Source organism: Microcoleus sp. FACHB-672 (genome assembly GCF_014695725.1).
GTDB lineage: Bacteria > Cyanobacteriota > Cyanobacteriia > Cyanobacteriales > Oscillatoriaceae > FACHB-68.
In genome coordinates, this window is record NZ_JACJOU010000021.1 from 137,247 (window position 1) to 156,656 (window position 19,410).

17 protein-coding genes are annotated in these 19,410 nt (G+C 46.0%); 6 read left to right on the plus strand and 11 right to left on the minus strand.

Annotated features, from left to right (window positions below; translation table 11 throughout):
• Positions 1–799 precede the first annotated feature (799 nt).
• Positions 800–1,648 carry a prohibitin family protein gene (locus H6F56_RS17500; protein ID WP_190670716.1) on the minus strand — a complete coding sequence of 283 codons (849 nt, stop codon included), beginning with the start codon at positions 1,646–1,648 and terminating at the stop codon, positions 800–802.
• A 128-nt stretch (positions 1,649–1,776) separates the two neighbouring features.
• On the opposite strand from H6F56_RS17500, the gene H6F56_RS17505 reads away from it, so the two are divergent.
• The 3 genes from H6F56_RS17505 to H6F56_RS17515 all read left to right on the plus strand — a co-directional run bounded on the left by H6F56_RS17505 (position 1,777) and on the right by H6F56_RS17515 (position 5,114).
• Complete coding sequence (locus H6F56_RS17505; protein ID WP_190670717.1) at positions 1,777–1,923, plus strand: hypothetical protein; 147 nt, start codon at positions 1,777–1,779, stop codon at positions 1,921–1,923.
• 95 nt (positions 1,924–2,018) lie between these two features.
• Positions 2,019–2,678, plus strand: coding sequence for a deoxyribonuclease V (gene nfi, locus H6F56_RS17510; RefSeq protein WP_190670718.1), 660 nt, complete (start codon positions 2,019–2,021; stop codon positions 2,676–2,678).
• A gap of 234 nt (positions 2,679–2,912) precedes the next feature.
• The gene (locus H6F56_RS17515; RefSeq protein ID WP_190670719.1) at positions 2,913–5,114 is read left to right on the plus strand and encodes a tetratricopeptide repeat protein; all 2,202 of its coding nucleotides are present in this window, start codon (positions 2,913–2,915) and stop codon (positions 5,112–5,114) included.
• A gap of 85 nt (positions 5,115–5,199) precedes the next feature.
• Here H6F56_RS17515 and H6F56_RS17520 read toward each other — a convergent pair whose 3' ends face one another.
• From H6F56_RS17520 to glyS, 6 genes are all read right to left on the minus strand, one after another.
• A complete protein-coding gene (locus H6F56_RS17520) occupies positions 5,200–5,409 on the minus strand; it encodes a hypothetical protein (protein WP_190670720.1) in 210 nt (69 codons plus the stop codon).
• Between the two features lie 198 nt (positions 5,410–5,607).
• On the minus strand, positions 5,608–6,846 hold the full coding sequence (locus H6F56_RS17525) for an MFS transporter (protein WP_190670721.1): 1,239 nt from the start codon (positions 6,844–6,846) through the stop codon (positions 5,608–5,610).
• A gap of 92 nt (positions 6,847–6,938) precedes the next feature.
• Positions 6,939–8,111, minus strand: coding sequence for a molybdopterin-synthase adenylyltransferase MoeB (gene moeB, locus H6F56_RS17530; protein WP_190670722.1), 1,173 nt, complete (start codon positions 8,109–8,111; stop codon positions 6,939–6,941).
• Positions 8,112–8,182: 71 nt separating this feature from the next.
• On the minus strand, positions 8,183–8,659 hold the full coding sequence (locus H6F56_RS17535) for a Mov34/MPN/PAD-1 family protein (RefSeq protein ID WP_190670723.1): 477 nt from the start codon (positions 8,657–8,659) through the stop codon (positions 8,183–8,185).
• A 222-nt stretch (positions 8,660–8,881) separates the two neighbouring features.
• A complete protein-coding gene (gene murD, locus H6F56_RS17540; protein WP_190670724.1) occupies positions 8,882–10,252 on the minus strand; it encodes a UDP-N-acetylmuramoyl-L-alanine--D-glutamate ligase in 1,371 nt (456 codons plus the stop codon).
• A gap of 418 nt (positions 10,253–10,670) precedes the next feature.
• Positions 10,671–12,836: a glycine--tRNA ligase subunit beta gene (gene glyS / locus H6F56_RS17550; protein ID WP_190670726.1), complete on the minus strand. Its 2,166-nt coding sequence runs from the start codon at positions 12,834–12,836 to the stop codon at positions 10,671–10,673.
• A 695-nt stretch (positions 12,837–13,531) separates the two neighbouring features.
• Here glyS and H6F56_RS17555 point away from each other — a divergent pair.
• Both H6F56_RS17555 and H6F56_RS17560 read left to right on the plus strand, forming a co-directional pair.
• Positions 13,532–14,002 carry a tetratricopeptide repeat protein gene (locus H6F56_RS17555; protein ID WP_190670727.1) on the plus strand — a complete coding sequence of 157 codons (471 nt, stop codon included), beginning with the start codon at positions 13,532–13,534 and terminating at the stop codon, positions 14,000–14,002.
• A 133-nt stretch (positions 14,003–14,135) separates the two neighbouring features.
• Positions 14,136–14,420, plus strand: a complete 285-nt coding sequence (locus tag H6F56_RS17560) for a DUF2470 domain-containing protein (RefSeq protein ID WP_190670728.1) — start codon at positions 14,136–14,138, stop codon at positions 14,418–14,420.
• Between the two features lie 163 nt (positions 14,421–14,583).
• Here the strand turns inward: H6F56_RS17560 and H6F56_RS17565 are convergent, their stop codons facing one another.
• From H6F56_RS17565 to H6F56_RS17580, 4 genes are all read right to left on the minus strand, one after another.
• On the minus strand, positions 14,584–15,054 hold the full coding sequence (locus tag H6F56_RS17565) for a hypothetical protein (RefSeq protein WP_309236563.1): 471 nt from the start codon (positions 15,052–15,054) through the stop codon (positions 14,584–14,586).
• 59 nt (positions 15,055–15,113) lie between these two features.
• On the minus strand, positions 15,114–15,455 hold the full coding sequence (locus tag H6F56_RS17570; RefSeq protein ID WP_190670730.1) for a 2Fe-2S iron-sulfur cluster-binding protein: 342 nt from the start codon (positions 15,453–15,455) through the stop codon (positions 15,114–15,116).
• 257 nt (positions 15,456–15,712) lie between these two features.
• A complete protein-coding gene (locus tag H6F56_RS17575) occupies positions 15,713–17,224 on the minus strand; it encodes a hydroxysqualene dehydroxylase (RefSeq protein ID WP_190670732.1) in 1,512 nt (503 codons plus the stop codon).
• 106 nt (positions 17,225–17,330) lie between these two features.
• Complete coding sequence (locus H6F56_RS17580) at positions 17,331–17,804, minus strand: GUN4 domain-containing protein (protein ID WP_190670734.1); 474 nt, start codon at positions 17,802–17,804, stop codon at positions 17,331–17,333.
• Positions 17,805–18,293: 489 nt separating this feature from the next.
• Here H6F56_RS17580 and H6F56_RS17585 point away from each other — a divergent pair, with 489 nt between their 5' ends.
• Complete coding sequence (locus H6F56_RS17585) at positions 18,294–19,316, plus strand: WD40 repeat domain-containing protein (protein ID WP_199313003.1); 1,023 nt, start codon at positions 18,294–18,296, stop codon at positions 19,314–19,316.
• The last annotated feature ends 94 nt before the right edge of the window (positions 19,317–19,410 follow it).

Here is a 19,410-nt window from a genome sequence, read left to right on the forward strand (position 1 = left end):
AATCAACTATCAACCAATTGACCCAGCGTACCAGTTTCGGTGCCGGTTTGCACCCCTACCCCCTCAAACATAAAACCCCATCTGGCACGGAGGGCGCAAATGGGGCAAAGAACGCAGTTAGGAGGTATCTTATGATTTATAGTTAGCCACAGAAATCTGGCTTTTCCGGAAGATTTAACAACTTCTTAAACTCTGCGTTAAGGTTTAAGCGGTTTTTCGGGGAAAATAGCCCCTATTCAGCCCCTAACGTCCTGATCCGCTGTCTTCAGCAAAACAAAGTCTCTCGCAATTTGTCGTGCTATTGCCTTTAGCTATTTTTATTATATTTTATTGAAGATGTACTAATTTAAAATTATACCTCCTCATCTATCCTGCTAATTTTTAAAGCCGGCATTACATCGATAGTATATTTATTGCAAAATTTGATTTTTTAACCGCAGATGTACGCAAATAAACGCAGATGAGGTTAACAGTTTAGTGCCCAAGTTTGTGCAATTTTAATATTTTTATAAATTTCTTGAAAACGTTTCTTACAGTAACTACTATGTTTTAATTTTAAACAATAGAAAGTTATCATAAATTTTTCATATTTATATTAATAAATTGTTCAATTTTCAGATACTTACATTTTATTAAACCCCCTAGTATTTTGTGATACTTCTCTATTCTTCATGCCCCTTTTTATAGTTATTAGCTATTAGTCTTTCCGAGATTGATCATCTTTTATTTCTGAACAACAAAAGACACTTAAAAAACAGCATCAAGCTAATAGCTAATAACCTTTTTTCAAGCAAAAAACTTATTGTGCGGGAGCCGCTGGAGCTGAACCAGACGACAAGTTTGACGGATTGAGATTAATGAAAGGCAGGGTGTTGCTGCCACCCATCACCATCGGAAACTGGCCGTTCCATTTCTCAATCGCTTGTTGTTGTAGCAACTCAGCGGATATAGTTTGTCGCTGCAACCGCTGTGCTTCAGCTTGACCTCTAGCGCGGTTAACTTCTGCTTGGGCTTCCTTTTCAGCTCTCAACGCAGTAAAATCTGCGCGTTTGGCTTCTTGTTCGGCAATTTGTTTTGATTCAATTGCTTTGGCAAATTCCGGAGAAAAAGATATATCTACCAAAGACACATCATCAACTAAAATTCCGTAAGCGGCTAGACGTTCTTTGAGTGTAGTGTCAATTTCTTGTTTAAGTTCTGTGCGCTGGGTAATAATTTCTTCAGCCGTTTTTCTTGCCGTCGATGCTTTAACAACTTCAGATACGGCAGGTGCAATAATCCGATTCAAAAGCTCGTTTTCATCACCGATGCGCTGGTAAACTTCATTCACTCGCTTGGGGTCAATATGCCAGTTGACGGCAGCCAGTGTTTTTACGTCTTGCAAGTCTTTGGACGATGCTTCTGACTGGACATCACTTTTTTGTACCTTAACGCTGATTGTTTTAACCGTGTTCACAACCGGCACAATGGGGTGAATACCTTCATCCAAAACATTGGGCAGAACTTTGCCAAACTGCATCACAACGCCACGCTCGCCAGGATTCACAATGGCAAAAGGCTTGAATAAGATTGCCGCCAAGACGAGGACGAGTCCCCCGACAATATAAGAAATAAGGGTGGGGTTGTAAAGAAATTTTGCATCTTTCATAGTTCGCTCGCCTCAAGGATTTGATGATACTGAATTGTACTGCTGTAACTGGGAGAGTGGGACAAATTTAGATTGTGCCGGCTTTGATGTTTCTGAAAAAAAATATCCTAAATTTTACGGCAAATCCTATGCTAATTATCAAGTTTAGGAATAACGCCGTCTCCAGACAAAGCTTGCTGATCCTTTATCGCAAACGTCGTCGGTGCGATTTAGGGAAGTTGATGTTGTGCGCGGCGACTAGCGCTCAAGTTGCCGGCAAGCTCGTTTTGCTTTAAGGATGCCATCAGGTTGATCGTAATCTTAGCAATCCCTCTTTTATCATGCTGGAGAGTAAAAATGATAGGTGTCAGCCTGAATATAATATAAGAAAATGAAGATTGACAGGACTCATGCTTGGCCTCAGACGACTCAGGAGGCTATCGCAATTCAACAGCAACTGCGATCTCAGGTGATTGCAGAAGATCGACTGGGGGAGGTGCGCTATGTTGGCGGTGTGGATGTGGGTTATGATCTCGCCAACTCGATAACGCGGGCGGCTGTGGTGGTTTTGAGTTTTCCAGACTTGCAATTGCACTCCTCAGCCATTGCTTTGCAACCGACAACTTTTCCTTACATTCCAGGGTTTCTTTCGTTTCGGGAAGTGCCGGCAATTTTGGATGCGTTAGAAATGCTGACGGTTGCGCCTGACTTGTTGCTGTGTGATGGGCAAGGATTAGCCCATCCCCGTCGCTTTGGTTTGGCTTGTCATTTGGGCGTTTTGGCAAATATCCCGGCAATTGGAGTTGCAAAGACGCGGTTTATTGGAGAACATGATCCGGTGCCGGCGGATCGGGGCAGTTGGCAACCGTTGCGACATCAGGGTGAAGTGATTGGGGCTGTGCTGACAACTCGTGCCGGTGCTAAGCCGATCTATGTCTCAACCGGCCATCAGATTTCCTTGGCAAGTGCAATTGATTATGTGTTGCGCTGCACCCCCAAGTACCGGCTCCCAGAGACAACTCGTTTGGCAGATCGGCTGGCATCGGGATAAACAGGGATAGAGAAGATACCAATTTTGTGTTGGGATGAAATAGCAGAATTTTGGGAATTCTTTTTTTAACTACAGTGAGTTATCTCAAGTTTATTTGAGATGAAATATTTTAGATAATTTCTTAGCTATGCTTCATCAAAGGGAAACCTAGCCATTAATTTCACAATTTAAAACATAAAAAGGCAATCAACAGTCTTTACAATTGTCAATAAATGCAATGCAGAGGTGTGACAGATGCTAAGGCGAATTTGGCAACGGCTCGTTAGGTTATTTCAGCGGTTGTTGGCTATTTTTAGAAATTCGTCACCGGCATCGGCAGGGGCAGCAGTAGCGCCGGCACAAACAATTCAACCGCTGAGTGAGGCAGAGTATGAACACTATTTCCTGCAACTGCTGGAAGGGGTGAATCAGGGCTGGGAGTCAGTGCGGGTTGCCAGGTTTTTTGAAGGGCTAAGTGCTCGCGCTACGAATCAAGAATGGGTGCTGTGGCTACGTCGCTTTGGCGCTAGTTTGGAAGCATCGCCCGTGCCGAATTATGAATTAGGATGCCGGTTGCTGCAATTGAGCGAAAAAGCCAGAGAAATTCCAGATATCGCAGAAATTGGCGAAAATTCTTACCAAATCGGCACTAAACTCCTCGAAAAAACCGCACAGACAAGTCCAGATCCTTCCTTTGAAGAAAAGCCAGATATTGATTTATCCGCACCCGAAAGTTTGGAATCTTCAGAAGACGCGGATGCCTGGTTTAAGCTGGGCGTAGAGCAACTAGAAGCGGAGGATAGTGAAGCCGCCCTCGTTGCCTTTAACCGCACACTCGAACTTGATGCCAGCCACCACCGCGCTTGGGTAAACCGAGGCAATGCGCTGTTTAACTTAAAGCGTCTTGAAGAAGCGCTCGGCTCCTATAATCATGCCATCACCCTTAACCCGGAATCTCGCGTCGCTTGGAATCACCGGGGCGATGTGCTGTTTGATTTAAATCGTTATGAAGAAGCGATCACCTGCTGGGATCGAACTCTGGCGCTGAAACCCGACGATGCTGAAACTTGGTACAATCGGGGGCTGGCACTAGGGAGTTTGAGCCGGTGGGAGGAAGCCGTTGCTAGCTGGGAGAAAGCCTTAGAATTCAACCCCGATGATCCTGAAACTTGGTTTAATTATGGCATTGGGTTAACGGGTTTGCAGCGCTGGGAAGAGGCGATTACTTGTTGGGATAAAGTTTTAGAATTGCAACCCAATCTTCATGACGCCTGGATAAATAAAGGCATGGCATTGCAGCAGTTAGGGCTATATGCGGAGGCAGTGGAAGCCAACAATCAAGCCATTGCCCTTAGTTCCCCAAATCGCAACCTTCAGGTTAAACCGGCAAGCAGTGAAGGGGAAGCAGCAGCTTTATACAATCAGGGCGTTGAGCAATATTATGCCGGCAATATCAATACAGCTCTAACTTTATTTAACAGCGCCCTAGAGATTCAACCAAACTACTACGATGCCTGGAATGGGAAAGGCAATGTTCTTAGAGATCTAGGGAAAATTGAGGAAGCGCTTGATAGTTATAACCGCGCCCTCGCAATTCAACCCAATTACTATTTTGGTTGGAATGGCAAGGGTGTGACGCTGTTTTATTTAGGGCGTCCTGAAGAAGCCTTGGAGTGTTTTGATCGGGCATTGAAAATTCAACCAGACTATCACTTTGCCTGGAATGCGAAGGGTAATGTACTTAGAGATCTAGAGCGGATTGAAGAAGCACTTTACTGCTTTAACCGGGCACTGGAAATTCAACCGAATTTTCATGCAGCCTGGAATAATAAGGGCGCAATGCTTTCTGAGTTAGGGCACATTGAAGAAGCGTTGGAATGCTTTAACCATGCTTTGGAGATTCAACCAAAAGATAGCGTTGCCTGGAATGGGAAGGGAAACGCACTTTTTGAGTTAGGGCTTTATGAAGAAGCATTGGAAAGCTTTAACTGCTCACTGGAAATTCAACCAAATTTCCATATTACCTGGAATGATCGCAGCACTACGCTGAGAGCATTGGGGCGCGATGAGGAAGCCCTTGCCGGCTACAATCGGGCAATTGATCTGAATCCTGATTATGAGCCAGCCTGGTATAACCGGGGAATTGTGCTGAACAATTTAGGGTGCTATGAAGAGGCAATTGCAAGTTTGGATAAGGCTTTGGAATTGAAACCTAACTTTCGAGATGCTTGGATTCGCAAAGGGGAAGCGCTTCGCAATTTAGGGCGATACCCAGAGGCAATTGAGGCGAATAATCAGGCGCTCTCGCTTTATCCTGATATGCCGGCAGCGAAAACGACTTCTCGCGAGTTTTCCCCTTTAATCAAAAGCCATTTAGAAGAACTTACCCAAAATCCAGACAATTCTTCGTCGGCAGCACCAGAGGAAACCAAGCACACAAATGTAGAGAAAGAGTAAGAAAGTAAAAAGTCTTGCTATCTGATGCGAACAGTTTTGTAAGCGGCAAAATTGATAGAACCTATTACAAAACTATTCAAGGGTTTTATTTTTCTTGAAAGCTTTCTAGCGAGGCTATCCGTTCTGATAATCCTTCTAATTGAGCCGTCATTTCAATCTCTTCGCGGCAATAGTAAGCGCTTCGCTCACGAATCCTTCGGGAACGAGAAGGGCGTGTGCTGCTGCCTTCCCAAGGCATTTGTAGGGGAGATTCCCCTCCTTGATGCCTGTTGAATTCCATTATTGGGCCGAGCATTGTTATCTCCTTTAGATATTTCCTAGGGGAGCAGGCGCGGCACTGCAGGCACCTCACTCCCCATTTTTATAATTCCCAACTTTGTAATTAAATTAGCCTTGTTGTAAAATAGCTTAATAACTAGCAGGGGTCAATTAAAGCGACACTTCATTGTCTACTTTTTAAATTAACATTAATTATTTTAGATAAAATCTTAATCTAGGCAGATTGTACCGGCTGCGTTTTGATGCTAACGGCGATACAAACTCCGGCAGCAATGAACACAATTGTACCTTTAATAGCGGCAGAAACCGGCGTTATTTCACTTAATTGACCAAAAATGAGGGGGAATAAACTCACTGCGGTTCCTATCCCGCCAAAATACATTCCTACTCCCAATCCCGCCCGATGTGTCGGCACTTGAGATAAAGCAAAGGGAATAGCTCCGTTGTTTACCAAACTTAAAAAAGCAATCAATAGGATTGCACTAGCAATCAGAGGTAAACCACTAGGTAAAAATACTGCGAGCATTAGCAACCACAGCGCTGTTCCGGCAACTCCTATCAGCATTCCTCGCCGATTACCGAGTTGAACAGCTATTTTTCCCGCCGGCACTGCGGCTAAGGCTAAAAGTATGGAAAAGGCAAAGATAATTAACTTGATATCGGCAGCATTAAACTGGTTTTTGAGCAGCTTTGGCAGCAGCGACATGAGGAAACTTGAACCCCATGCCACAAAGATGCCGGTGCCAAAAATTAAGGCTAAAGCAGCAATCGAAACGGGCATTTTGGAACCGGCCTGCTGTCTGCTATCCTCTACCGCTGTAGCTGGGGGATGAAGCGAACGCAGCAGCGCGACTGCCGCCAGCAAAACTAAAGAGGCGAGAGTAAAGGTAACAGGCGCACCTAAACTCAGCAAAAACTGGCTAGAAATCGGACCAAACGCTGCAATTATCCCGCCGACTAAGGTTAGCAAACTCGCTGCTTGAGGTAACTCTGGCACCGATGCATATTGCCCCAACAGCGCCAGCGCCGGCGCACGAAATATTGTCATCGCCAGCGCCCACGCCACCACAAATGCCGGTAAGAGTAATCTAAAAACGCTATCAGGTTTGACAAATATTGCAAAACAGGGGATGGCAATAAACAAAGCCGAGGATAGAATCACCCCGACAGAGATAAACGGAAAACGTGTTCCCACCCACTGCTTCCTGCGATCAGACAGTCCCCCCATCAGCGGTTCCATCACCACAGCTAGGGCGCTTTCAACAATCAGCAGCGTTGCGGCAAGTCCTGCGGGAAAACCAAAGCCGGTTAGCAGTTTCGGCAAATACAGCTTGTAAATCACCCAAGTTAGGGTAATTGCGCCCTGCACCGCCGCTAAACCCCAAACTTGCCGCCATAAAATAAACCGGCGATCCGCTGAAGTGACCGCCGGTTGAGAGTCTGAGCTGTTCATAAGCTTTTGTATTCCGTTGCCGGTAGTTAAGACAGAGGTTAGGGGAAGCGTTCGCGGACTGTAACAGGTGCGAACCGCCCCCACCCCCGTGTTTAATACTCTGGAACTGACGGATCGATTTCTCGACTCCAAGCAGTAATCCCGCCTTTGACATTCGTACCTTCAATGCCGGCTTCCTTCAAAATTCCCAGCGCCTTTGCAGAACGTCCACCCATCTTGCAGTGAGCGATCAGCCGGTGGCCATTGAGCAACTGCTTAACCTTCTCGACACCTTCGCCGCGTTCAATATCTGGTAAAGGCACCAAAACCGCTCCTGGAATCTTAGCAATCTCATACTCATTGGGATTGCGAACATCCACCAGCACAAAGTCACTCGTACCACTGTCAATAAGTTGCTGAAGTTCCGCCACCGTCATCTCAGAAACTTCCATCTGTTGTTTAGCCTCCTCTGCTTTGGCTTGAGTCACACCGCAGAAAAATTCGTAATCGATTAATTTATCAATTACAGGGCGCACAGGATTTGGACGCAGTTTCAGTTCCCGGAACTTCATATCCAAAGCGTTAAACAGCAGCAGCCGTCCGCTGAGAGTTGACCCTTGTTTCAGGATGATTTTGATCGTTTCCGTTGCTTGGATAACGCCGATAATTCCTGGCAGAATCCCTAAAACGCCGCCTTCAGCACAGGAAGGCACCATCCCCGGTGGTGGGGGTTCGGGGTAAAGATCGCGGTAGTTAGGGCCACCTTCGTAGTTAAAGACGGTTGCCTGTCCCTCAAAGCGATAGATGGAACCGTAAACGTTGGGCTTATTCAGCAACACACAAGCATCGTTAACTAAATACCGGGTGGGGAAGTTATCGGTGCCATCCACCACGATATCGTAGGGCTTCATGATATCCAGCGCGTTCTCAGATGAGAGGCGAGTTTCGTACAAGTCAACTTGGCAATTGGGGTTAATTTCCAAAATCCGGTTTTTGGCGGATTCGATTTTAGGTTTGCCTACCCAAGAGGTGCCGTGAATAACTTGCCGTTGCAAATTAGAACTGTCTACGATATCGAAGTCTACAATGCCAATTCGTCCAACACCGGCAGCTGCCAGATAGAGTAACAGCGGCGCACCGAGTCCGCCGGTGCCAATACACAGCACGCTGGCGGATTTCAGACGCTTTTGCCCCTCAAGTCCGACTTCGGGCAAGATGAGGTGGCGTGAGTAGCGTTCGTATTCGTCTTTTGTCAGCTGGATCTCATCCAGATTCGGGTTTAACATGGCAGTCGGTAGTGAGAAGACTAATATCTTATCTAAATCTTTCGGATCTTTGCGTTGTACAGTTTTTAAAGTTATTGTTCAACCGCTGTCGGTTCGCTGGTGAGGATTTCTTCTGGCTGGAACTGATGGGCATCATCAAGGCTCCAACTCTGTAGGTCTTGGGCTTTGCCTTGTTGAACAGAGACAATAATATATGAATATTGTGGCCAAGCATATTGGCGATCACACTCAGAGGGAATGGCGGGGTTGTCGGGGTGCGAGTGATAGATGCCAATAATTGACAGATCGAGGTCGCGTGCTTTCCGTTGCGCCTCGAACATAAATTGAGCGGGGATTTCATACCGGCGCTTTTTGCTAAATTCTTCCTCACCAGATACCGCTAGTGATGCTTCCGCACTCCAAGCATTTTCTGCCGGCCACACTTCTACCAAAATTTTACCGCCATTAAAGAGCCGGCCAACGAGCAAGCCGCAGCACTCTTCTGGATAAGCGCTCATCCCATGATTGCAGATAACTTGAAGATGCTCAGGATGCACAGTTAGAACCATAAAGTAAGATGCTTCTCCCGCAAGACACCAAACAAATCAGCAATACTTTATTTATATCAGTTCTCCCTCCCCTTGCTTCACAATAACCAGCCCGCCCCAATCGAGAGTCGCAAAATTCCTGTCACCAACCCTTAACCCATCTGCGTTTATCTGGGTTAACAAATATTTAATCAGTGCATCACTGACGCACCCTACTTTCTCATTTTTGGCAAAAGAAAGCCATTATTCTGGTGGACTTTGCATCACTTCCAGACACATTTGGCGGAAATGATCACCGCGTTGCTCAAAATTTTGATATTGATCAAAACTCGCACAAGCCGGCGAAAGCAAAACAACTTTAGCTCCCAACTGTGCTGCCAATTCAGCAGCTCTAGGAACCGCGCGTTCCATTGTTGCCACAATTTCGTAACGGGGATGATGAATTTCCTCCAGCCGTTTTGCAAAGGCACCGGCAGCGCTGCCAATGAGTAAAACGGCTGCGGCTTTCGTTTGAATCATTTGCATCCAGCCAGTATCATCACCGGCTTTGGCTTCTCCCCCAGCGATTAAAATTGCCGGTGCTGGGACGGAGGATAGTCCAACTTGAGCAGCGTCGTAATTGGTGGCTTTACTGTCATTAATAAAGTCAATGCCGTTAAACGTGCAGATGTGTTCCAGCCGATGGGAAACGCCGGGGAAGGTGGCAATGGCGCGGGCAATGGCTTCTTTCTCAATGCCGGCTAAACGCGCTGCTGCCACCGCCATCAGCAAATTTTGCAAGTTGTGTTCCCCAACCATCCGCAACGAGGCTGCCGGCAACACAGGTTCACCCAGCGCCACAACCCAGCCATCTTCAATGTATGCTGACCAGCTAGAATCGCTGATAAATTCGGCTTGACCTTTAACACTTGTCCAGCAGATGTTTGGCCAACGTTGCGGGGTATTTTGGCGCAGGTAGGGATCGTTTCCGTTGATCACTTGCTGCTGAGATTGGTTGAGGAGATGAGCTTTGATATTGAAGTAATTTTCTAAAGTTTTATGCCGGCTGAGGTGATCCGGGGTAAACGTTGTCCAAACTCCGATGCGAGGTGCGATTGAAGGGGAAGATTCGATTTGATAGCTGCTAAGTTCGGCGATTACCCAATTTGGAGGCGTTTCCTGCAAAGCCAGTTCGCAGGCGGCATAACCGATGTTGCCACAGGCGGGGGCGTCGAAACCGGCTGCTTGGAAAATAGCGGCAATTAGGGCAGTTGTAGTGGTTTTGCCGTTGGTGCCGGTGACTGCTACCCAAGGGCGCGACTGGAGATAGCGCCAAGCGAGTTCCATCTCGCCAATGGTTTCGATGCCAAGTTCTCTGGCGCGGACTAATGCCGGTGCATCCCACGGTACCCCGGGACTGACAACAACGAGCTGAGGCCGGTTGTCTGGGTTATCTGGGTCAAAAGAATAGCCCAGCAGTACAGGAATTCCATCAGGCGCAAGCTGCTGTTGCTGTTCTTGCAGGGTTTCAGAATTACTGCGATCGCTCACCGTCACCTGCCAACCTTCCCGTTTTAGCAGTCGTGCGGCAGCAATTCCCGATTTTCCGAGTCCGATGACGTGAGCGATGGGCATAGCTAGTTTAAGGATTTCCCTGATTGAGTAAACTTTATCTTACCGTTCAGATAGCGAACAAAACCACCAAGATTCCACATCTACTCAAACAACGGCAAGATATCAAACTAATGCAGGCAAAGTTTCAAGAAATGCGTCTTTCCAGATTTGTTATTTTCTCATGCAACTGAACCATTTCTTTGGCTAAAGTTGCCACAAGATAAAACTGAGAAGCAAATGTTATCAAGGTCAATACACTCAAGAAAATTAGCACAGCGCTAGTCCCAACAACTTGCCAAAGTATAATTTCCATTGAGCCGAGAAAGAGAGTACACAACAAAGTTACGACTCTTGGGTTTTTAGACAAGGTACGCATATCTTTTAGACTCATCTTTCTCCACCTTTTTAGAACATTAAGAAACGGTACAGAAAACTTGCCTTAGCCTTTGACGATTGCGCCAAAATCTGCTAAGACACGAGCATGATTTCGCAACAATCCTAACAGATTTAATCGATTACCCCGGATGTCTAAATTTTCATCCATGACTAATACACTTTCCGGGCCATCAAAGAAGGTGCTGACGGTAGGTGTAATGGCAGCGATGGCGTTTACAAGCTGCTGATAATTGCGCGTTTCTTGAGATGCTTTTGTTTCTGGAACAAGCTGAGTGATTGCATCATAAAAGGTTTGCTCGGAGGGTTTTTGGAACAGTTCTGGACGGACAACAGGTGCCGGTTCCAGTTGAGCGGTATCTAAAATACCTTGCTTGGCAAGACGGGCGGAACGGTTGACCGTTTCATAAATTTCATCTAGCTTGCCGTTGTTCCGAATTTCTTGGAGGAAAAGAGCACGATCTCGCACATCTAATAAATCTGTTAACGCCCTTTCTGTATATTCTGGGTCATTTTCTCCCAAAACAGCATTCACCAAGTCGTAATCGATTCCCCGTTCTTCTTGCAGTAAAGTGCGGATGCGCTGAATAAAGAACTCTTGCAATTGTTCGATTAATTCTGTCGGGGAAGCTTTGGGATGATCGGCAGCGAAATTACTGGCCGTTTGTTCTAGCAATTGCTGCAAATTGATCGTTAAATCGGCTGTCCAAGTAATGTTAATGATGCCATTGGCAGCACGGCGCAGGGCAAAGGGATCTGAGGAGCCGGTGGGGAGCATTCCTAAGCCAAAAATGCTGACTAATGTATCGAGCCGGTCTGCGATTCCGACAGTTTGGCCTGTGAGGGTTTCCGGTAAAATATCGTTAGCACCTCTGGGCAAATAATGTTCAAAAATGGCTTTGGCAACCGCTTCAGATTCACCACCGGCACGGGCGTATTTTTCCCCGATAATCCCTTGCAATTCGGGAAATTCATAGACCATTTGGGTGACGAGGTCGGCTTTACACAGCAAAGCAGCCCGTTGAATATTCTTGCATTCATCATCTGTGAGTTGCAGGTGTTCAGCAATTAAATCAGCAATCTTGCTAAATCGCTCAACTTTATAGCGCACTGAACCCAAATCTTCTTGGAAGGTGACGGTTTCTAGCTGCGGTACATAGCTTTCTAACGGTTCGGCCAGGTCGCTTTTATAGAAAAACTGACCATCTGCTAATCTTGCCCGAATCACTCGCTCGTTGCCGGTGGCAATGATGTCTGATTTCGCCGGATCGCCGTTAGAAATGGTGATGAAGTAGGGCAGTAATTCCGTAGAATCTTTGCTTTTTAGCACAGGAAAATAACGCTGATGTGTGACCATAACAGTGGTGATCACTTCCGCCGGCAGGATTAAAAAGTCATCATCAAACTTGCCGATAACTGCTGTCGGCCATTCAACTAAATTGGTGACTTCTTGCAATAAGTTCGGGGAAATCTCTGCCTCTCCTCCAACTTTTTGAGCGGCGGCTTCTACTTGCTCTTGGATTTTAGCAACCCGCTGATTTGGATCAACTTCAACGTATGCAGAACGCAGGCATTCAACGTAATCACTTGCTTGAGTAATTTCAATTTTGCCTTTGTTCTCTGGCGAGGCGTGCAAAACTCTATGACCCCAAGAGATCCGATCACTTTTCACCGGCTGCGAATTGTTCACCAATTCAATCGGCAAAACCACCTCATCCAGGAGTGCCACCAACCAGCGAATCGGGCGCGGAAATCTCAAATCTCCATCTGCCCAGCGCATCAGGCGTTTGCCTTCTAAACTGGTAATCCACTGCAAAGCTAGTTCCTTGAGAATATCTGCTGTGGGGCGTCCGGGGATGCTTTTGCGGACAAACACAAAATCGCCTTTTTCCGTAGGGCGAACTTCCAAGGCATCGAGTTCGACACCTTGCTTTTTGGCAAATCCTGCGGCTGTCGGCGTCGGTTTGCCATCTTTGAAGGCTGCGGCTGCCGGCGGCCCTTTGACCTCTTCTTCTCGGTCTGCTTGTTGTGCCGGCAGTCCTTTGATCAATACGGCTAAGCGCCGGGGTGTTGCATACACATCAATCGAATCATTTGTTAAGAAATGTTCAGTGAGACTCGCAGGAATGCGCGATTGCCACTGTTCAATAGCATTACCGACAAAGGTTGCGGGCAATTCTTCTGTACCGACTTCTAATAAAAATGCTGGCATAGCGCACGATTTCAGGAATGCAAGATGTTTAAGCGATTGTAGCGGTAGCATCACCGGCAAACCGCGTCAGCAAGGAAGGGTTTGTGGGGTGTGCGAGGCACATAGAATCCGCCTGCAGGAACAGCCGGTTAAAACAGTTTACCGCGTTGGGATGTTTCTCATCTAAACCTGTTCAAAGTTGCACCGCAATCGATAAGCTGTTAAAAGGCAAAGGTGTCAGTGGGGAGAAAAGTGCCGGCCTCCTAAAGCTAGAATTTAGAAGTCGGTGGTTGATCTTTCAATATCTGCGATCCAGAGGAAGTGAAACAGTTGTTTCGAGATGTACAGCAGATTTGGATAACGGGAACCTCCTCTTGTGCTGCCTGTAAAATCCTTGGGAAGAATACCTGATGGCATTTTTAAAATTATACCGATTGAAACCGGCTGCCGGTGAGCGCGGCAGGTTAGAAATTATAACTTTTCTATCGGAAGATAAAAACAACAAAAAATCTTGACTGAATTCATTTCCGTTTTAATGAAACTATAGGAGATGGCAACGCAGTTTTAGCTTTTCTGGATTACCAAACCATGAAATGACGTTTTTTTTAAATCCCAACCAGTCGCGGTGAAATACCCTGACTGAAATAATTCTCAACTAGCGTTCAGCATCAAATCAATCTGCTCTAATAGAACATTTTCTAAAAGCACACACCTCCATGAATGAATCATCTATCGCTCAGTTACTTGAAGACTTGAAAAATCCTGATGAACAGATTCGTGATCAAGCCACCCAAGAATTCTGGCATCGCTGGTTTATGCAAAAGGGGATGTATGGGTGGGAACTACTTCAACGTAGTCAAAAGTTGCTCGAAGCGGGACAAATTGCTGAAGCGGAAGATTTGCTTACAGACTTGATTGGCGATCAGCCAGATTTTGCAGAAGCTTGGAACCGGCGGGCTGTGCTTTACTATATGCAAGGGCATTACAAGCAGTCTATCAGCGACTGCCGGCAAGTTATAAAGCTCAACCCCATTCATTTTGGCGCACTTCACGGTTTGGGGTTATGTTATGCAGCTTTAGGAGATTATCCAACTGCGATTCAAGCATTTCGACAAGCGCTAGAAATTCAGCCTCACGCGCTGATCAATCAAAAGTTGATTTTGGAATGTACCGCGCGATTGAGCTAACTTTGTATTCTGCCGGTGATTTGCTTTATTGTATAACTTGATTTGCCGGCAGAACGAATTTAATAGTTTCGATTTTACCATTTTGTAAAAGTTATTTGGAATGGTAAAATTGTTTAATAAAAGGAGTTTCTTGATGTCTGAACAAATTACGCCTGAAGTAAGCGAACGTATTTGCGCCCACATGAACGAAGATCATGCAAATGCTGTCGTTCTCTACGCTCAAGCATTTGGCGGTTCTCCGGAGGCGACAGCGGCAGAAATGGTTTCAATTGATCCGCATGGCATGAATTTAACCGCACAAGTCAATGATACGCCTGTGCCGGTGCGAGTTGAGTTTGATCACGTTTTAGAAAGTGCTGAAGATGCTCACCATACTCTTATTGAAATGGTTAAACAGGCACGAGCAAAATCAAAATAGTCAGAGATGCCGGTGAGTCTTCTCAATAACAACCCCATGCTGTAAGACAAGATTGAGCAGCTCACCGGCAACCTTGATTTCTAAAATTAAGTTTTAACTGCGAAACCCTCTATCTCTTTATTTCTATTTGTTTTAAAAAGGATAAAACTCCTTAATTTCGCTCTTAAATCTCAAAACCTGAACTGGCTTTAGAACGATCAAGCCCTTGCTTTATCCAGTGAATACACTCAGATTCCGTTGCAAAAATTTTAGGTGCTGCAACATTATTTAAACTGTCTGGCTTATAATGGTCGTAAAAATATTTATCGGCTAATTGGTAAACAATGATTAAATTATCTTGATAAGTATATCGAAATTTAAAAATATCAATATTACTTTTTACATCTGAGTTGGTTTCAAGATGTTCTTTGGCAACATCAATAATACTTTCAATGCTATCAGAATAGATGCCGGCAGGATTTTGAAATTTATGAAATTGACCTTTGTATCCCAATTCCGAAAGTAAGGTGTAGGAGTAGATCCCTAGTCCATCAGCTACCCCAAAAATAAACGGGATAATTAGATGTCCTTGGTATGAAACTGAATTCTCGTATAATAATCGATTCATTTCCACTTTCGCTGTTTCTATCCTCACTTCAATTTTTTATTCAAAAAACTGCGTTCATTTTATAATTAAAGTTTCCAAAACTCACATTACTCAACAGACTCTTTATCGGCTTTATAATAAAGAGACGCTTTATATAAAACTTGTTCTTGGTGAGTTTCCAGCGTGCAATCTGAAAGAGGGTACGCCACACAAGTAATCGTATAACCGGCTTCTATTTCAGATGGACGCAAGAACTTTTGTTCACTTTGGTCAACTTTACCACTGATCAATTTTGCAACACAGGCAGAACATTCACCTTGTTTGCATCCAGCCGGCAAACGGATGCCGGCGTCTTCAGCCATATCAAGGATGTATTGATCGTCTGGTACAGAGATCGTGCGATCAAGTTTGAGTGCAGGATTAATAAGGCGGACTTGATAAACTGCCATTTCAGGAAAACATCTGAACAACCTATCTCTTTACTAGCATAACTCTCAAATGCCACAAGTGCAGCTAACAGAATTGCTTAAGAAATTGTGAATCTGAATTTAGAGTAATCAGGAAGCAGTTTTAATTACATTTCTCCAACACTTGTAGCGTTTATCAGTTTTGTCATTCTAGGCAAAATATTCCTCAAAAGTGTAAATTTTTTGAATTTGTGCTTCAAGCATCGCAATCCCCTCTACGGGGGTGAGTTTGATTAGTTCTAGGGTAGCCAAAATTTTGGTAAAACACTTTGACCTAAATCCCGTACCGTTTTGTTAAGGGTTCGAGCAAACTGAATGTGTGGTTCATCAACTTCCACCGGCACAATTTTTGCCTCTCTTCCAATCCCAAACTTATCGATTACCAAATTAGCGGCTTCTAACCCCGTCACATACGCTTTTTCCTGTGACCACGAACCGTGACGAGTGACAACCCAATCTCCACTCATAAACACATTATCAAAACTTGTGAGTGCCGGCAGCAAATACTGATAACTCCCTGGAAAGAAATGAGTCACGGCTTGCCGCAATCGAATGGCACTGCTATCGATAACTTTCGCCTCAGAAAATTCCGGAATACAAGTCGTTAAATACCGCTGCACCCTGGACACAATTTCCTCATCACTCAGTGATAGAAATTGATTAGCATGGTAGAAATCAGCCTCAATAACCGTTCCAGGTTCATCCCGAAACTCATCATGCAGGGTATTCAAATCAAAAAATGTCCAGCCTGTGGTTGTATCGAACCCGAAACAAGCATTTGAAGGACGAGGAATGTGAATTTTGCGGTCAAACCACAGCCGAGTTGCTAATACATCAATTCCATTTAAATTGCTAAGATTTTGGAATTCTGGCCGACTTTGTAAAGTACGACTGCCGGCGACAATTTTTTTCATGCCGGTGATGCCTACTGAAAAAATAACTGCATCCGCCTCAAATACCTCATCGCCGCAAACCACACCCGTTACATTGCCGGCATCATCAACGGTGAGATCACTCACGCGCCGTTCAGTTAAAATCCGCCCACCGGCACCCTCAATACGCTCACGCCAGGGGCGAAAAATCTTTTCTCCCACCGTTCCTCGGCACCACACGACATCAAAATCGGGTTGGTGAGCCAAAATGAAGTAATAAAGCATTCCCAGGGCAGCAGCAGCCGAACATTGCTCGCCGGGGGCAAATAAACCGACCAAAAGCATCGGTTCAAACGAATCGTGATAAAGTCTGGCAGAAACCCCAAACTGCTTAAATAATTCACGGGCAGTAACGGCATCGTAACGCCGCCAAGCCTCATCAGAATTGTCAAAATCCACCACCGCGTACAGTAACGGCAGCGCCGAAAGCCGGTCAACCAGGGGCAACCGCTTAAACTGGGTATAAAGAAAAGTTCCTAGCGGCGTCGGCAGTCGCGGTTCATTTTGGAAAATTGGCGACTCAACCTCTAAACCTGCCGGTGAATATTGGGCGGAACGAGTCCAAGGCGTAAAAGGATCTAGTCCTAATTCTTCAACCAGACTAAAAATATTTTTGTAGGGATACCAAAAACCGTGAATGCCGGCTTCCACAGAACGCCCACCGGCAGTCTTCCAGCCGGCAACCAATCCCCCCGGATAAGCACCGGCTTCCAGCAGCGTCACATTATAACCTTGTCTGGCTAAATGGTAACTTGCCCCCAAACCCGCCCAGCCGGCACCTACGACAACAACCCGTGGCTTTTGTGATTCCCCTGGCATAGTGATCCTCCCAATTCTTTGTTCAGGATCTCACTATTTGGGCAATTCAGCATTTGAAAACTCAAAAACTCAATTTCTGCAACCAGCGTAAATCAGGCAGCCGGTGCTAACAAATTTGACATTCCGCAACTCTATGGGCAAGTGCAGCATAATTCGCTTCAACCCATCTCGTCCAACGCTTGTAGCCAACTCCACCCGATGGCAAATGGCCGGCAGGTGCGGCAAGATCGAAACGACGTTCAGAATAATCTAACCAGCGATCAACGACTCGCCATCCCACGAGATCGCCTAATTTTCCGAAATCTTCTCCCACCTCAAAATAGAGCCGCGTTTGCACGCTAAAGCCAAAATGCCCGCTACTGTATTTCACCCATAACTGGTCAACAATATTCAAGTCTTCCCAGGGAAAATTTTTCAGACATTCAGAATTGCACCAGCCTTCTAATTCTCGACCGGCAGCCTTCAACATCACCGCACTCGTCTCTAAATCTGCTTCCTTCCAATTCTCCGCAGCCAGCAAGTCACGCAGCACAGAATAGTCAGTCTCAATCGTTGAGATCAGTTCATCTTGCTTCAGCATCTCAAGCACCTTCCTGTTGTAGTTGCACCCATATCCCCATTGCAGACACTTGGGAATTTTTTGCCTGATCGGCGGTTAAGTATCAGATGTTTTTGACACCCATAAAACCTTTTATCTTGCAAAACCGGTAGATTGTGCCGGTGCTGCACTCCTATCATTCCCAAAAACCGACCCAACATTCTTCTTTTGGCATCAAAGCTATCACTTTGACCGCGATGGCTCACCGGCATTGTGGTATTTTGCAGAAACCCCGCCCGGTATTCTACGCTCGAAATTCAATATTTTTCTAGAATTTTCTACCCTTACATCTAAAATCTAAAGTATAAAATGTAGAACTGGGTTTGCTTGAGCAGGAAGGGTGTTCTGGGCGTTTAGGGTGGCGGGAAAGCACTATTTCATCCCTCACATTTCCCATAATGCTCTTGTCAAACAGCTTCCTCGTTAGAAGATATATAGAGATTTCTGCTACTTCTCTGGGCTAATCAACTCATGACTTTAAAGCAAACGTCCTGGAATCGTGTCATCGCCTTAGCAACCGCAGCAACCGCGATCACCACTCTCGCCCCCACACTCAAATCCATATCCGCGCCGGCAACCATCCGGGACGCCACCCCAATCACCGCACAAAACACCCCATTACTCCGAACCTTTGGAGACAAAGCCTTTGCAGTGTTTGGCGTTGCCTTCAGCCCGGATGGGCAAGTTGTCGCCAGCGCCAGCATTGAGGACACCATCAAGCTGTGGAACGCCAACACCGGCGAATTGCGTTACACCCTTTCCGTGCATTTAGGGGATGTCAATTCCGTTGCCACCAGTCCTGATGGAGAAATCCTTGCCAGCGGCAGTGACGATACAACTGTCAACCTCTGGAATTTAAAAACCGGCCAATTGCGCCACACACTGTTCCGGCATACCGCGTCGGTCGAATCCGTCGCCATTAGCCCCAATGGCCAGATTGTTGCCAGCGGCAGTTGGGACAACACCATCATCCTGTGGAACCTCCAAACTGGCGGCTACATCCGCACCTTATCTGGACACACAGATGGCGTTAATAGTGTTGCCTTTAGTCCTGATGGCAGAACGCTCGCCAGTGGCAGTATTGACAAAAGCGTGAAGTTGTGGGACGTAGGAACCGGCAGCCTGCTAGACACCTTCACCGGCCATTCCGACTGGGTGAGTTCCGTTGTCTTCAGTCCCGATAGCCGCACTTTAGCGAGTGGAAGCTTTGATAAAACAATCAAACTGTGGGATGTCAATGAGCGCAGACTGCTGAATACCCTTACAGGTCATAGCTTTGCTGTTCATGCGCTCGCAATCAGCCCCGATGGCCGCACCTTAGCGAGTGGCAGTGATGACACAACCGTGAAGTTGTGGAATTTGCGAAACGGAAGGCTGCTGCGTACCTTAAGTGATCATACAAAAACCGTGTTTGCGGTTGCCTTCAGCCCGGACGGGCGAACCCTTGCCAGTGGCAGCAATGACTTAAGCATAAAAATTTGGCAGGTGCCCTAGTGGGGCATGGGGCAAGGCTTGGTTAACAAGAACACTAGGGGCAGAGTGAATAAATAACAGAAAATACTCTTCCCATGCCCCATCCCCCATTCCC